Below are 16,611 nucleotides of genomic sequence, written 5' to 3' on the forward strand. Positions count from 1 at the left end.
AAGCTTGTAAATAAAAAAACATTTATAACTTTGTGACATAACGAAAGTAATAAAAATGGCAAATTGTGTATTACACGTCCTCATTCTTGATATTCTGCTCGTCGGACAGAATAAATGAGAAAGGTATGTGCAGCACAGATCGCTTGAATCGTAAGAGTATATAATGAATCAACATAAGCCTTTCTCAGTAATGGGGAAGGCTTTTTTATTAAAAGATATTAGCAATGGGAATCGAATTACGCAGTTCGTCCAGCACACAAGGACGTAGAATGGCAGGAGCAAGAGCTCTTTGGAGAGCCAACGGAATGAAAGAAGAACAGATGGGCAAACCCCTTATCGCAATCGTCAACTCATTCACTCAATTCGTGCCCGGTCATGTACATCTACATCACATCGGACAACAAGTAAAAGCCGAAATAGAATCATTGGGTTGTTTTGCAGCCGAATTCAATACAATAGCTATCGATGACGGAATAGCAATGGGACACGACGGAATGTTATATTCCTTACCTTCGAGAGACCTGATTGCTGATAGTATCGAGTACATGGTTAATGCCCACAAAGCAGATGCAATGGTATGTATCAGCAATTGCGACAAAATAACTCCGGGAATGCTTATGGCAGCCATGCGTCTGAATATCCCTGCTATATTTGTATCAGGTGGACCAATGGAAGCAGGCGAACTGGACAATAAGCATCTCGACCTTATTGATGCGATGATCAAAGCCGCGGACAATACCGTTTCAGATAAAGAAGTAAATGCCATTGAAAGAGCAGCCTGTCCCACTTGCGGATCATGCTCAGGTATGTTTACCGCTAACTCGATGAACTGTCTGAATGAAGCTATAGGACTTGGATTACCCGGTAACGGAACTATTGTAGCAACACATGCCAACCGTGCAAAGCTATTCAAGGATGCAGCTAAGCTAATTGTTGAGAACGCATATAAATATTACAGAGACGGAGATGCTTCAGTTCTTCCACGCAATATAGCATCAAAACAAGCCTTTCTTAACTCCATGACTCTGGATATCGCAATGGGAGGATCAACAAATACGATCCTGCACCTTTTGGCTATAGCACACGAAGCAGAAGTAGACTTTACGATGGATGACATAGATAAGCTGTCACGAAAAACACCATGCCTTTGTAAAGTAGCACCAAATACAGATAAATACCACATACAAGATGTAAACAGAGCAGGAGGTATCCTCAGCATTTTGGGAGAACTAGCAAAAGCTAACCTCATTGATACATCCGTAAAACGTGCGGACGGAATGACTCTGGCACAAGCTATCGAAAAATACGATATTACAAAAGCCTCTATAAATAAAGATGCTGAGATATTATATAAATCAGCTCCCGGAAATAAGTTCAATCTCGTGATGGGTTCGCAAGACAGCTACTATCCTACCCTCGATACCGACCGAGTCTCGGGATGTATAAGAGATTTTGATCATGCTTATACTAAAGATGGAGGTCTGGGTATCCTCAAAGGAAATATTGCCCTCGATGGTTGTGTGGTAAAAACAGCTGGTGTAGATGAAAGTATATTCAAATTTTCAGGTACAGCTAAAGTCTTCCATTCTCAGGATGCAGCATGCGAAGGAATCCTTAGAGATCAGGTAAAATCAGGAGATGTAGTCGTCATCACATACGAAGGTCCTAAAGGTGGCCCGGGAATGCAGGAAATGCTTTACCCGACTTCATACATCAAATCCAAACACCTAGGAAAAGAATGTGCCTTGATTACCGATGGACGTTTTTCGGGAGGAACATCCGGATTATCAATCGGACACGTATCTCCGGAAGCTGCTGCAGGTGGAGCCATTGGACTGGTTAGAGACGGTGATATTATAGACATCGACATTCCAAACCGTTCAATCAGCGTAAGAGTAAGCGATGAAGAATTGGAAAAGCGCCGTAATGAAGAACTCGCAAAAGGCAACTTAGCCTTTAAACCCAATAGAGACAGAAATGTTTCGAAAGCTCTGAAAGCCTATGCAAGTATGGTAAGTTCTGCTGACTTAGGAGCTGTAAGAATAATAGAATAAAAGTACATTAGACAGAAAATCATTAAGTATATGAGTACACAAATAACAGGAAGGGAAGCACTTATCCGGTCTTTGATACAGGAAGGTGTAGATACCATTTTCGGATATCCGGGAGGTGCTATCATGCCCATATTCGACACTATATACGATTACAAAGAGCAAATCAAACATATATTAGTACGCCACGAACAAGGAGCAACACATGCAGCTCAGGGCTATGCCCGTACTTCGGGAAAAGTAGGAGTTGCGTTTGTAACATCAGGCCCGGGAGCAACCAATACCATCACAGGTATTGCCGATGCAATGATGGACAGTACACCAATGGTAGTAGTAACAGGGCAGGTAGTATCTTCTCTTCTGGGAAGCGATGCATTTCAGGAAGCAGACGTAGTAGGTATTACTCAACCGATAACAAAATGGGCTTATCAGATAAGACGTGCCGAAGATATCCCTACAGCAGTAGCCCGTGCTTTTTATATAGCAGCATCTGGTCGTCCTGGCCCTGTTGTGCTGGACATAACCAAGGATGCTCAAAATGGTTTACTTGACTATAAATACGAAAAGACCACATTTATCCGAAGTTATCAGCCGAAGCCCAATATAAACAATAAGGAGATAGAAGAAGCCGCGCGAATAATCAATGCAGCGAAAAAACCTCTGGCACTTATCGGACAAGGCGTAATTCTGGGAGAAGCCGAACAGGAACTGAAAGATTTCATTGAAAAGAGCGGAATTCCTGCTGCATTTACGGTCTTGGGATTATCATCAATACCGACTGACCATCCTCAGAATGTAGGTATGCTCGGAATGCATGGAAACATCGGCCCTAACCTAAAGACAAACGAGTGTGACGTACTGATAGCTATAGGTATGCGTTTTGACGACCGTGTAACCGGAGACCTCAAGACATATGCCAAACAAGCAAAAATCATTCATTTCGATATTGATCTGGCTGAGATTGATAAAAACGTAAAAACGACGGCTCGTGTATACGGCGATGTAAAAGACACCTTACCTGCTGTAACGAAGTACATAGAAAAGAAAGAGTATCCCGAATGGCTTGGTGAGTTCAAAGCATGTTATCAGCGGGAATACGACGTTGTCATTAAAAATGAGCTTTACCCCGAATCAGGCCATCTGAAGATGGGAGAAGTAATCAACAAAATATCTGAAGCGACAGGAAATAAAGCGGTATTAGTTACCGATGTGGGTCAACACCAGATGATGGGTGTCCGATATTTCAAATACCAGCAAAGCCGCAGCGTTGTCACTTCGGGCGGACTTGGGACAATGGGATTTGGTTTACCTGCTGCCATTGGGGCAAAAGTTGGAACTCCCGATCGGACAGTGTGCCTATTTGTTGGAGACGGAGGTATACAAATGACAATTCAAGAACTCGGTACTATTATGCAATACGACATTGATGTAAAGATTGTAATCTTGAATAATCATTTTCTGGGAATGGTACGTCAATGGCAGGAACTGTTTTTCGATGAAAGATATTCGGAAACAGTCATGAAGAATCCTGACTTTGTAAAAATAGCGCAGGCTTATAATATCGAATCTAAGAAAGTAGATAAACGCGAAGATCTTGATAGTGCCATATCAGAAATGCTGAATCACAAAGGCTCATTTTTATTGGATGTGGATGTAGAAGCCAAAGGTATGGTTTATCCGATGGTTCCTGCCGGAAGTTGTGTGACAAACATTCTGCTGGGGGACGAATAAGGTCTCAGACCTATTTGTTTCTGTGGAAAGTATAACTGCAACTGAAAATTATATTTCAAAGAAAAAGTCATGGAAGAAAAAATATTATATACAGTAACCATCTTCTCCGAAAACACAGTAGGACTATTAGGTCAGGTTACAAGTGTTTTTACCCGCCGGCAGCTAAATATAGAGACTCTATCGGTCTCACCATCAGCTTTACCGGGAATACATAAATTCACAATAACTATCTTTACAGACAGGGATACTATAGTGAAAGTCGTAAAGCAGATAGATAAACGCATTGATGTACTGAAAGCATATTTCAATACCGATGACGAACTTATACATCAGGAAATAGCATTATACAAATTATCTACACCCGATTTTCTAAAAATGGGCACGGTAGAGCAATTGATCAGAAAATACAATGCTAAAATTCTGGAGATAAACGAAAATTGTGTAGTATTGCATAAGACAGGGCATCATGCCGAGACTCAGGCTCTTTTCGAAGAATTAAGTAAGGCAATCGGAGTCCTTCAGTTTATCCGTTCGGGACGTATTGCTATCACAAAATCAAAAATCGAACGTTTGAGTGATATGCTGAAAGAAATTGAACATAAAAAAAATAGCTAATAATACGCGATATAAAGTTTCTGATGCTTGGAAATATAGGGACATATACATATACGATAGATGCATATCTGACCGACTTCAGGGGAAAAGCAACATTACCGATGATCGGAGGATTTATGCTTCAGGCGGCAACCCGACATGCCGAAGAACGAGGATTCGGATATTCGTGCATGGTTAGTAAACAACGGGTATGGGTACTTACCAGAATGAATATTCAATTATCGGGATATCCTGACAATGATACCCAAATCAAATTGCATACCTGGGTATCCGATGTGAATAAGCTATTCACCGAAAGATGTTTCGCTTTTGAAGATCAAAATGGAAATTACTTCGGATATGCACGCTCTTTGTGGGCATCAATAGACATACAGACCCGTAGAGCCACAAATGTTTTGGAACTCGAGGGAATGACAGACTTTATCTCCGACAAAGAATGCCCGATTGACAGTGCCGGAAAGATAGTACCAGCAAAAGATTCGGAACTAGCAGACTCTTTTATCGTGAAGTATAGCGATATAGATATAAACAAGCACTTGAATAGCATGAAATACATTGAACATTTCGTGGATATATTTCCGCTTGAATTATATCAGAAAAAGGAGATTAAAGGCTTTGAAATAAACTATATCACAGAGGGAAAATATGCATCCGAGCTCTCTATATTTAAGAAAGAAATTTCGGATAATATCTATTCTCTTGATATGAGACATGACGACAAGGCGATTTGTGTCGCCAGAGTCACATGGAAATAAATAACGTCTACATTATTAGACGATCATTAATAATAATTCATCTATTTCTTAATAATAAAATTAAAAACACAAAATGGCAGAAATGAATTTTGGAGGAGTTACCGAGCAGGTAGCGACCCGCGAAGAGTTCCCACTGGAAAAAGCAAGAGAAGTTCTTAAAAACGAAACTATTGCAGTTATCGGTTACGGTGTACAAGGTCCCGGACAAGCTCTTAACCTGAGAGATAACGGATTTAATGTAATTATCGGACAACGCAAAGGTGGTAAAACTTGGGAAAAAGCAATCGCTGACGGTTGGGTTCCCGGAGAAACTCTATTCGAAATCGAAGAAGCTGCATCTAAAGGTACTATTATTCAATACCTACTATCAGATGCTGCTCAAATAGAAGTATGGCCTCGCATTAAACCTTATCTTACTGCAGGTAAAGCATTATACTTCTCTCACGGATTCGGTATCACTTACAAAGAACGTACAGGTATTATACCTCCTGCTGATATTGATGTAATCCTTGTAGCACCTAAAGGATCAGGAACAAGCCTTCGCCGTATGTTCCTTGAAGGACGTGGTTTGAATTCGAGCTACGCTGTATTCCAGGATGCAACAGGACGTGCTAAAGAACGTACAATCGCTCTTGGAATCGGAGTCGGATCGGGATATCTTTTCGAAACAGACTTCAAACGTGAAGTATATTCTGACCTTACCGGAGAACGCGGAACATTGATGGGCGCAATACAAGGTATCCTTCTTGCCCAATACGAAGTTCTTCGTGAAAACGGACACTCTCCATCAGAAGCGTTTAACGAAACTGTAGAAGAGCTTACTCAATCTCTTATGCCTCTTTTTGCTGAAAAAGGAATGGACTGGATGTATGCAAACTGTTCTACAACTGCACAACGCGGAGCTTTAGACTGGATGGGACCTTTCCATGATGCAACAAAACCTGTATTCGCAAAACTATATGCAGAAGTTGCTTGTGGCAATGAAGCTCAACGCTCTATTGATACCAATTCAAAACCAGACTATCGCGAAGGATTGGAGAAAGAACTGGAAGCTCTTCGCGAAAGTGAAATGTGGCGTACGGGTGCTGTCGTAAGAAAACTTCGTCCTGAAAACAACTAATTTTTTAAGATTAGCTAATATACTGAGAACCTGTATATATATGTACAGGTTCTCTTTTTTCAGGAATCTTTTCAACTGCTTTTTTCACTCAGAACTTGCATATATAAACAAAAAGCAGTAATATTGCATCCGATTTCAAGAACTAGCTTCTTAATCAGGTCCTATAGCTCAGTTGGTTAGAGCATCTGACTCATAATCAGGGGGTCCTTGGTTCAAGCCCAAGTGGGACCACTCCCAAAAGCAATTACAGTAATGTAGTTGCTTTTTTTATTTTCTCTTACACACGTTTTGCACACACTACTACTTTTACCGCACACGGAGATAAATAATTGATATATAGTGTACAGAACGTTTATGGAAATATTTGAATAATACAGTATCAGAAAAGAAGAGTATTACTTATTTCCAGAAGAGCTTTTATCTATTCGAAATAGTACCAGATAAGAAACAGAAATGACACATATTTTTTGAAGGCCTTGCACACAAAATTGCACACATTTTCTCAAAAAATAAATATTATTGTTTGAAATTCTAGTTCACTTACTTCACCTTCTTCACTCTATTATTTTAAAATAAAAAGTTGTGATTTTCACTTCACTTGCTTCACTTAGTTCATTACTTATGAGTGAACCTAGTGAAGTAAGTGAACCAACTTTTCTAGTAAAATAACTATATTTTTACTCCAAAATAAGCCCATTTTGAGCCTTTGCGCTCGTTTTGTGTGCGAGGAAATATTCTTTTGTTTATATGAAAGAATACACTTGCTTGGTTTCAAATAAGATATACTCTCCAATTTAAAGTAAATCCCATCGATCTAGGATCAGGGGGAGTTAGAAGAGATTTGGACAACGAATCATTGAGGATTATTACATTTAGATATTCTCTTTTTCAAATTGGTCCGATTATAAACGCGCTTATCTCCTGATTGTATAGCAAATTAATATTTTTTTGGATGTGTTAATTATGATATATTTTATGTATCCTTTTATAGTTATATCTATAATTAGATTGTCAAAAAATATTTTTTTTTGTGAAAAATGTAATCTGTCAGTATAATATATATTTATTCTGACAGACTAAAGTAACGAGAAATATACACAAACAATCTTTTATAAATCTAGTTCACAATAATTTACCATTAACAACATACAATCAATCACATGAAATCTCACAAGTCTCAATGATTAAATATTTTTATTAATTAACAAATAATCAATTCAATATGATAGCTATTTGACTTGTAAGCTTGGAGATGAGGAATCAATTTAAGAGAAGTGAGAATAAATATTCTTAGAAAATAGAAGGCCCGACCATATTTTTTATTACAGAGGGATAAAAGATACAACAGAAGAGATTTTAAACTTAGGAAAATAATTACACAATTTGAGATAATCATGAAGAGAACTGTATTACTACTTATTTTATTGTTTAGTTCCACCTATATCCTTATCTGTCAAAACTACAATAATATAGTAAATTATCACTTTAACAATACTCCTAAGTATGGAGTAAAAATAAGAACTAATCTGCCATTTGTAAATAGCAGTCAGATGCCAGTTATCAACATTACCGGATATAATTATAATTCGACTATAGATGCTACCGCTACTTTAAATTTACAAATTAGTTGGTATATATATAACAATGCCTTTTATGTTCCAACAATGTCCAGTGCAGGAGGAACTGCTCCTATAGTATGGTTGAGTAATGAAAATGGAAAGGTCGTAATATTTTTAGATCAGAAAATTTATTTTCAGAGATTTACTGTGAGTGCGTTTGCTCAGGGTATGTCTGAGAAACCTGAGTACTTTGCAGGCTGGACTGTGTCTGATGAAGCTCTAACCGGATCAGGACAAGTAAAAGTTCCATATAAAAATGTATTTGGAGATAAAGTAGGAATAGGGACAGAAACACCGCAATACACATTAGATGTAAATGGAACGCTAGGTGCTAAAGGGATATTTCTAAATACAACATCTTATGCCACTTCAGGCTGGGCTACATCAGACTTTATGTATAATGGGCATACTCTGCGTATTTCAGCTCCCCAAGGAAGAAATGCTCATAATGTGGTCGGGTTCTATCCCGGTACATATGATGGAAATGACACAAGGTTTACAATGTTTGAGATGTATATAAGTAATAGTTTAACTAATTACACGAAAAAAGTGCAGATTCATTCATCAGGTGATACATATTTTAACGGGGGTAATGTAGGTATAGGAACTGATAATCCTAAAAACAAACTAGAAGTAGCGGGTACTATCCGTGCAACAGAAGTAAAAGTAGAAGCTATGCCTTGGGCTGATTTTGTATTTGATAAAGAATACAAACTACGGAGCCTTGAAGAACTAGAGAACCACATAAATAAACATAAACACTTACCGGACATTCCCTCAGAAGTAGAGGTCAACGAAAATGGGGTAAGCTTAGGAGAAATGCAAGCTAAATTATTGCAGAAAATAGAAGAATTAACATTGTATGTGATCGAACTCAAAAAAGAAAATATAGAAATAAAAAAACAACTAAATAGTCAGACAATTACTAATGAATATACTAAATGAGAAAATACACACTAAACCTTCTATTCCTAATATTATTACCGATAAGTCTTTGCGGGCAAATAACACAGCATTACAACAGTCCCCGTTCGGGTGACGAGATTGTAAAACAACAGGTTGAATTTAAAGATCCGGGGAGAGAAGGAGAAAACGTCATCTGGGATTTTGGAAAACTCAAATCTATTAATAACGAGTACTCTCTGACTTATTCATCACCCCATCTGCTAGAGAATTCTTATTATATACTGGGACGTGATACTATACAATCAAAGAATGACTCTGTACGATATTTAATTGGTACAGAACATAGTACCATGTATTATTTACAGGTGAAAGATAACAGCCTGTATGTTCTGGGTCATGAAAATGCCACGACTTCCCTGAAGTATACACCTTCACTATTATCGATGGCATATCCTACTAATTATAACGAACCGCATCAAAAGGAATACCAGTCAAAAGGACTATATTCATGTCGTATCCCTTTCGAATCACAAGGAGAAATTAAACAGACAGCTGATGCTTACGGTATAATGATTCTTCCGTCAGGAGATACTCTGAAGAATGTCATGCGGGTAAAGACCGTACAAACCATCAAGGAGACTATTTTCGATGTCAATAATAATGTAAATACTATTCTGGATATGAATGTCGAGAACTATAAATGGTTCTCGAAAGGGTACCGTTATCCAATTTTTGAGACGATCAAAACAATTCCACAGGATTCTACTGCGAATGAATTTTCAACAGCTTTTTTCTTTCCTCCTCAGGAACATCTGTATTTAGATACAGACCCTGATAATCTGGCAGTGTTGGATAGTTTATGGGATATCGATCATAAGATACAGGATGTGACAGATCCGACTCAAGAACAGCCCAATGCAAATCTCTCCTATAATTTTTATCCTAATCCGGTTGAAAGCTTGCTGACAGTAGAGTATTATCTGGAGAAGCCTTCATCGGTAACAATTTCACTCTACAATCTTGAGGGCAGGCTTATAAAAACTGTAGTTAAACCTATTTCTTCAAGTGGAGTATATAGTGAACAAATCGATTGTTCATCCTTAGCTAAGGGAACTTATATTATAAGTATAGGTACGGGTTATAAAGTATATTCTGATAAATTGATTAAGAAATGAAAAACAACTTACTTTTTTTATTTTATTTTTTGCAGAGTTTATTTATTTGGGGACAAGATGAGCCCCGAGAAAATATATACAAGGACTACACATTATTACAAAATTTTCAAGCTCCGAGTGTTGCCTCATTAAATACATATGGAGCCATACCTGTTAGTCTTTTCACCGGTACTCCGGATATTAGTGTTCCTCTCCATACCATAAAAACATCCTCTTTTGAGGTTCCTATTAGTATTAGGTATAATATTAATAATGTCAAACCTAATAATCATCCAGGAATAACCGGGCTAGGCTGGACTTTATTTGCCGGAGGATCTATCACCCTTATTCAAAAAGGTGATTATTTTGATGAGCATGACTATGGTTTTTTTAATAATAGAAATAGGTTGGCAGATAATTGGTATGATTATGATAAACCTGATTCACCAAACGAGTATTATCCAACAGTAAAAGTTCCTTGGAGTAGCCAAGCTAGGCTAGACTACGCAACATCACCATTCCATGCATCCCATGATTTATCTCCTGATAAATTTGTTTTTAATTTCTTAAATTATTCAGGAGAATTTTATATGGGTATTGACGGTAATTGGATTGTAGATTCGGACTTACCATTTAAGGTTAGTTACCAATTAATGACATACCAAGAGGTACGACCTTTTGTGAAAAAAGGAATTAGTGTAATTGACATAAAGTATCCTAACTTAACTCGAAGCACAATTAAGTCAATAACTTTAACCGCTCCAGATGGGATGAAATTTACATTTGGGGGAGTTAAGGGAGATGCCATCGATTATAGTGTCCCTTATTTTACTCAACATTCAGGGAACCATTATCCAATTGCTACAACATGGCATTTAACTAGTATAGAGCCTGCCAAATCCGTATCAGCTTATACGGAAAATATAACATTCGAATATGAAGATTCTCCCCCAAATCTAGAAGGTAATTGGGGCTTTTATTATGATCTTCTTAAGAATAAAAACTATCTGTTTGATAAAGGACTTAGCTTTCAATTAATCATGCCTGTAGTTCTTAAAAACATAAGTACTACATCGTTAGGGGAAGTTGTTCGTCTTTCATATAAAGAAACTACTGAATTAAAATATGCAGAAAAATATTTTCCAGAATTGGCCCCCTACACTAATGCTCCTATAGAAATGGAAATAGCATACCATGTTTGTTGTGAAGGTGCTAGTACAGAAGGAACTTATGTAAAGAGTTTATCAGAAATAAAATGGTTACAATTGAATAATATTCAAATATATCAACCCAATTATTCGATTTTTTTCGAATATACATCGTCTTTAAAAGAAAGGTTAAAACTTTTAAAAATAAAAAAAGAAGGGGCAGGATCTTCTGATGAGACCTATAATTTTCAATATAATCAGAGTCTTCTTCCTCCATATTTTAAAGGTCATTATGATCATTTGGGTTTTTATAATTGTGGAAACTTTTCTTCACTTAATAACTTGTCATTTTTTCAGAATCTATCAAAAAGTAGCAGTAGTTATTATTATAATAAAAAATTAGATGACACTTTCAAAAATTATGCTGCTCAATTTTATGCCCTTCGACACGGAGATATACAAACAACAGATTCAGAATGTTCTCAAGCGGAAATATTATATAAAATTACATATCCAACAAAGGGTTATTCTATCTTAGAATATGAACCTAATATTGTGACCTTACAAGTAGCACCCAAACGAGATAACCTAAAAGATGCAGATATAAGTTATCCAGGAGGGATTAGAATAAGGAAGGTTAAGCGTTACGATAATAATGGAGACTTAGAATATACTACAGGGTACTATTATCAGAGCAACTTTAATATTAAAGACAAAGACTCTGGGGTAAATAATTACGGGGTACTAGCTTTTACTCCTCAGTATTATTGGACCTTATATAAAGATGGTTTTTTTTCAAATGCAATTTTCACATCAGGAGGTACAAATCAAGCCTATTTCAATCTAGAAGGAAGTCCTTCTGTTGAGTATGGTTTTGTAATTGAAGCCCAGGAAGATGCTCGAGGTACAGTTATGGGATATACCGAAAATATTTTTTCACATCTTGGATTTGGTAAAGAATATTATGATATTTCCTACATAGCATCTATACAGGGACAGGATCTTAATCCCGATTCCCCATTTGGATCTAACCGAAAAAAAAGAGGAAAGCTTTTATGTAAAAGGACATATGATAATAAAGGAACTATCTTGCAGGAAGAAACTTACAATTATGAAGTTCAAAACTTAAAGGAAATCAGAAACATAAGTATACAAAATAGAAGTACAAACTATTCTAAATATAATGCATATGGAGGAAGTTATATCCAACCAATATATGATTACCCCAATATTAGCCAGAAAACAATTGACTATACATATGAAAATGGGAAAAAAGAAGAAAATATTTCTTTACAAGAATTTACATATAAAGATAAACTCTTAAAAAATCTATACCAAGAGAAAAGCGATGGTAAGATTTTGGAAAAAAGGTATAAACATGCATCTGATTATATTAATAATTCTATTTATTCCAATTTAGTTTCAAGAAATATGATTCTTCTTCCGATTGAAGAAATAACCTTAGTTGACAATTTGGAGATTAGCCGAATAAAAAGAAATTATAAAAACGGGTTATTAGGCTTAATTGACTATCGCGTCCCACCAATACCTGTTTATGGATCTATCCCTGCAAATCTGGAAGTATCATATTCAGGAGAATCTGGAATGAAAGAAATAGAATCTTACCAATCTTTTGACTATTATAATAACTTAGTTGAATGTACAAATAAAGAAGGCCGTAAGATATTTTACCTTTGGAGCTATGGGGGTGAACACCCTGTTGCAGAAATAGAAAATGGGACTTATGCAGAAATAGAAGCTGCTGTAAAGACTGTCTTTTCTGTGGCTAGTATAGATGTTCTTTCTAAACAAAAAACGCCAGATGAAGCTAAATTAATGAATGGTAGCCTGCAAGATGCATTACCCAATTCTCTTGTTTCAACATACACATATAAGACATTAGTCGGGATACAAAGTATGACTAATCCTCAAAAAGCAACGACCACATATCAGTATGATAACTTCGGAAGATTGATAAAAGTAACGGATGCCAATGGTAAAGTTATCCAAACTTACAACTATCACTTTCAAGACTAATAATCTATCTTTTGACTTATGAAACAATATCTAATCATATACATAATTCTTCAGAGCATATTTTCGGCCTACTCGCAAGGTGAAGTTAATTTGGGTAAGGATTCTAATGCTTCCAAGAGTGGAGGAATAATTACTGCATGCCACAAAATATCATTACAACCGGGATTCTCATTTAAGGCGGAAACGAGTAAATCTTTAAATCTCAAGTTAACGCCTTCAACTTGTGATCCTTTTGATGGAAAGGATATGGATGAGGTAAAAGCTAAAGGACAAAATTATATCCGGACAAAAATCTATCTAAGAGATGACCAGACCCGCTATCTGGATGAGATACAGTATTTCGATGGATTGGGGCGCCCTATCCAAACTATTCAACGAGGCTTTACTCCTAGTGCAAAAGATATGGTTACTTACCAAGAATATGATGAAATAGGAAGGACATCAAGAATTTGGCTGCCGGGAGCAATGAGTGAAATTGAAAATAATGGCCAATTTGTATCCTATTCTTCTGTCATCGAAAAATCAAAGATTACAAATAAGGATGATCATCCTTATTCTCTGTCTGTTTACGAAGAATCTCCATTAAATAGAATACAGAAGCAGTTTGGACCAGGTGGACTTTGGAGTGAATCTCCTGTTGAAACAGTTGATTTGACAAACAGCCAAACAGGAGCTCTTGCTTGTTTTATGTATATTATTACTGGTACAAGACAAGCACCAACCTTAGGTGGATCAAAAAATTACGACTCCGGGAAATTATATGTAACTAAGAATATAGATGAAAGTAAGAATGTTTCGTATGAGTTTAGAGATAGACAAGGAAAAATAATCCTTACGAGACAAATTTCGGATAATAAAAACCATGATACATACTATGTTTATGACGATTACGGTAATTTATGCTTTGTTCTTCCCCCTATGGTTGAAGGACAAAAAGATGCTGCCACCCTCAGCTCATTAGCCTTTCAATATAGGTATGATGATCGCAACCTGTGTATTTGGAAAAAATTACCAGGATGCGAGCCTATATACTATGTATACGATAAAGCAGATCGGGTAATTCTCTCTCAGGATGGAGAACAAAGAGAAAATAACAAAAACGATTGGAGTTTCATTAAATATGACAACTTTGGTAGAGTTATTTTAACAGGAATTGCTCAACTAGAGAAGAAACTGACCCATTCCTCTTTGCTTGCAACATATAAGAATGTTTTCGTAAAGGAGAATATACAATCTGGGTCTTTCTATGGATACACATGGAATACATTAGGAGAAGTTCCTTACTCTGCCGTGTTAACTGCAAATTATTATGATGATATAGATACAATGCTAAATATTAGTAGTGATCTTAAGACCAAGTTATCCTATATTCCTAAATCTACGTATGGAACAAAACATACATCCAGCAAAGGCTTATTAGTTGGTACGCGGGTAAAGTATACTGATGGTAATGGGAACATCGGCGGAGAAATAGCCACAGCTATGTATTATGATATAAAAGGACAGTTAATCCAAACACAAAGTACGAATCATTTAGGTGGAACCGAGTCTGAATATGTGTCTTACAATTTTACTGGGCAACCGATCCATAAACAACATGTTCATAAATATCCGGGAAAGGTAGACCAGACCGAAATCTATACTTATGAATACGACCATGCAGGATGTCTTCTGGCTACTACACACAAACTAAATACAGGGGCAGCAGTTATTTTAGCTCAAAATACGTATGATGACCTGGGACGGCTCAAATCTACCACGGCAAACAATCAAAGTGCATTAACGACTAATTACTCCTATAATGTACGCTCATGGACTAAATCGATCAGCAACCCGCTATTCAGCCAGACTCTTTCTTATAATTTAAACGGAAATATCAAGACTCAGGAATGGGTACAGAATAATAAGAAGCTCACATATCAATTTACTTATGATGGGTTGTCTCAATTAACAAAAGCTCAATATACGGGAGATGGAAATTTTTCAACAAGCTATACCTACGATAAACATGGTAATATAACAAAACTAACCCGAGATGGATTGACCGCAGCGAGTAAATATGGAACAATCGACAGTTTATCTTTTGATTACAAAGGCACAGGTAATCAAGTGAAATATATAACCGATTTAGGGCCAAATGTTGATATGCCCACAAGTTCTGATTTTAAGCAGAATAAAAACACAACGAAACCATACACATACAATACAAATGGGGCGATGGATTCAGATCCCAACAAAGGACTTTCTATACAATATAATAGTCTAAATTTACCTCAAGAAATGGCTGTAAATAATGTATCAGCCAGAGGTAAGAATTTTTATACCTATACTGCCACAGGTGCAAAATTACAGGTAAAACATTGGTCGGATCCCACGTTGCAGACAGTCCCTGTCTTGGGAACAACCAATGAAGCCGATTATCGAAATAAAAATACAACCGACTATATTGGCAACAAAATCTACGAAAACGGAGTCCTCAATAAAACTCTGATAGACAATGGATACATTGAAAGAAATAATTACTATTTTTACATTAAAGACCACTTAGGTAATAACCGTATAGTGGCAAGTGCGACAGGATCAGTTATTCAGCGGAATAACTATTATCCTTTCGGTATGTCTTTCGGTGAAGAATCGGGTGAAGAGCAAGGCAAGCAGAACTTCAAGTACAACGGCAAGGAACTGGATAAAGAGCATGGCTTAAATCAGTATGATTATGATGCTCGTTTTATGGATCCGAGTATGATAAGATTTACGACGGTCGATCCCAAAGCGGAGAAGTATTATAATCTGTCTCCGTATGCCTATGTTGGTAATAATCCATTGAGATTTATTGATCCTACAGGAATGGTTTGGGATGATCCTAACGTAGCATATAAATTAAAGAAAAATATTGATAAAAAGATTGAGACCTTGAATAATAATATAGAGAAGAATGAATTAAGTTTAGCAAAAGGAGGACATAGCGAGAAAAAAACTAAAAATCTAGAAAAACAAATAGCCGAAGCTAAAAGTAGGATTAGTAATCTTAACATAAGTAAAAATGATATTGATAAGCTTGGAGCAGATAAGAATAATACTTACGCTATTAATAATACTTCAGGAGGGAAGCATTTTGTTCGTCAGGGAAGTGATGGGAAAGTGTATATTGAATCATCTTCTGACGCATTATCAATACATGAAATATCCCATGTACGTCAGTCCTTAGAGGCAGGTGGTTTAAAATTTACACATGAAGGCCTGTTGCTTAATTCTGGCTCAGGATTAAAAGGCAAGTCTAATATTGAAGTTGAATCTTATCAACTCCAATACTCAGTTGATCAAACTTTTCCCGGAAAGAATCACAACGGAATACAGGGCATTGATATTCATTCGGTAGGAAATATAAAAGATGACAATCAGAATTATGTATATCCAATTATTAAAGAATATTCTGAAGCTGTCAAAAGAGCTTTGAAAATTAATAATAAATAAT

At 36.6% G+C, this 16,611-nt stretch carries 9 protein-coding genes and 1 tRNA gene; all 10 read left to right on the forward strand.

Annotated elements, in window-relative coordinates; translation table 11 throughout:
* Window positions 1-224 precede the first annotated feature (224 nt).
* Window positions 225-2,054: a dihydroxy-acid dehydratase gene (gene ilvD / locus AABJ51_RS12510; protein ID WP_338372792.1), complete on the forward strand. Its 1,830-nt coding sequence runs from the start codon at window positions 225-227 to the stop codon at window positions 2,052-2,054.
* A 30-nt stretch (window positions 2,055-2,084) separates the two neighbouring features.
* Window positions 2,085-3,782, forward strand: coding sequence for a biosynthetic-type acetolactate synthase large subunit (gene ilvB, locus AABJ51_RS12515; RefSeq protein ID WP_338372793.1), 1,698 nt, complete (start codon window positions 2,085-2,087; stop codon window positions 3,780-3,782).
* 69 nt (window positions 3,783-3,851) lie between these two features.
* Window positions 3,852-4,397 (forward strand): acetolactate synthase small subunit, encoded by a 546-nt coding sequence (ilvN, locus tag AABJ51_RS12520; protein ID WP_026625989.1) that lies wholly within the window; start codon window positions 3,852-3,854, stop codon window positions 4,395-4,397.
* Between the two features lie 23 nt (window positions 4,398-4,420).
* Window positions 4,421-5,152, forward strand: a complete 732-nt coding sequence (locus AABJ51_RS12525) for an acyl-[acyl-carrier-protein] thioesterase (protein ID WP_035331416.1) — start codon at window positions 4,421-4,423, stop codon at window positions 5,150-5,152.
* A 73-nt stretch (window positions 5,153-5,225) separates the two neighbouring features.
* Entirely contained in the window at window positions 5,226-6,272 is a 1,047-nt protein-coding gene (gene ilvC, locus AABJ51_RS12530; protein WP_026625987.1) for a ketol-acid reductoisomerase, read from the forward strand.
* A gap of 157 nt (window positions 6,273-6,429) precedes the next feature.
* Window positions 6,430-6,503: transfer RNA gene (locus tag AABJ51_RS12535), tRNA-Ile, on the forward strand.
* A 1,163-nt stretch (window positions 6,504-7,666) separates the two neighbouring features.
* Window positions 7,667-8,836 carry a hypothetical protein gene (locus tag AABJ51_RS12540; RefSeq protein WP_338372794.1) on the forward strand — a complete coding sequence of 390 codons (1,170 nt, stop codon included), beginning with the start codon at window positions 7,667-7,669 and terminating at the stop codon, window positions 8,834-8,836.
* Complete coding sequence (locus tag AABJ51_RS12545; protein WP_338372795.1) at window positions 8,833-9,972, forward strand: T9SS type A sorting domain-containing protein; 1,140 nt, start codon at window positions 8,833-8,835, stop codon at window positions 9,970-9,972. The genes AABJ51_RS12540 and AABJ51_RS12545 overlap by 4 nt, the downstream gene beginning before the upstream one ends.
* Entirely contained in the window at window positions 9,969-13,136 is a 3,168-nt protein-coding gene (locus tag AABJ51_RS12550) for an RHS repeat domain-containing protein (RefSeq protein WP_338372796.1), read from the forward strand. The genes AABJ51_RS12545 and AABJ51_RS12550 overlap by 4 nt, the downstream gene beginning before the upstream one ends.
* An 18-nt stretch (window positions 13,137-13,154) precedes the next feature.
* On the forward strand, window positions 13,155-16,610 hold the full coding sequence (locus tag AABJ51_RS12555; RefSeq protein WP_338372797.1) for a DUF6443 domain-containing protein: 3,456 nt from the start codon (window positions 13,155-13,157) through the stop codon (window positions 16,608-16,610).
* The last annotated feature ends 1 nt before the right edge of the window (window position 16,611 follow it).

The sequence above is a fragment of the Indolivaga capnocytophagoides genome (genome assembly GCF_036511535.1).
GTDB lineage: Bacteria > Bacteroidota > Bacteroidia > Bacteroidales > Dysgonomonadaceae > Dysgonomonas_A > Dysgonomonas_A capnocytophagoides.